General features: G+C 37.1%; 1 protein-coding gene. It reads right to left on the bottom strand.

The annotated features are described in order from the left end of the window. Window positions 1-106: 106 nt before the first annotated feature. Window positions 107-480, bottom strand: a 374-nt coding sequence (locus FHK88_RS12260) for a hypothetical protein (RefSeq protein ID WP_227431011.1), incomplete at its 5' end; no start/stop codon positions are given.

The raw sequence follows: 480 nt of genomic DNA, 5'->3' as shown, positions 1-480 counted from the left end.
CAATCCACGAACTTTGGTTGCCAGGCGCTACCATGACTAACCGACATCTAGTGGTCAAGCGTCTACCATTTCGCCACTCGGGACCAACTAACCTACTTAACTATTTTTATACAGTACATCTGAATTCTACTTTTTTAGAAGGCACGTCGCGTACTTGAATAAACTTATACCCACTTACATAGCTGCTGCCTTTTTGTCGAATTTGTGCGTTTATTATGATGTCCATTCCTTCGTCAAATTCTGGTGAATTGTAAGTCCCACGCATAGCGTTAAGTTGAATTATTTTAGATGGATTTAGCATTTTAGTTTTCATACTTGGTTTAAGCAGAAGTTTAACTGTTTCACTCATTTTCTTCATATCTTCATTATCTTCATTGCCTGAAATTGCAGTTAAATAATCCATTATTTTTTGAACTCCAACCGCTTCCGTACCATCAAAAGTGATGTTTACGTTTTGACCAATTGTAATGCTTGAAGTAC

This window comes from Psychrobacter sp. I-STPA6b (genome assembly GCF_020662265.1).
In the GTDB taxonomy this organism is placed as follows: Bacteria; Pseudomonadota; Gammaproteobacteria; order Pseudomonadales; family Moraxellaceae; genus Psychrobacter.
Note: the sequence above shows the minus strand (reverse complement) of the source record. Positions and strands in the feature narration are given on the sequence as shown.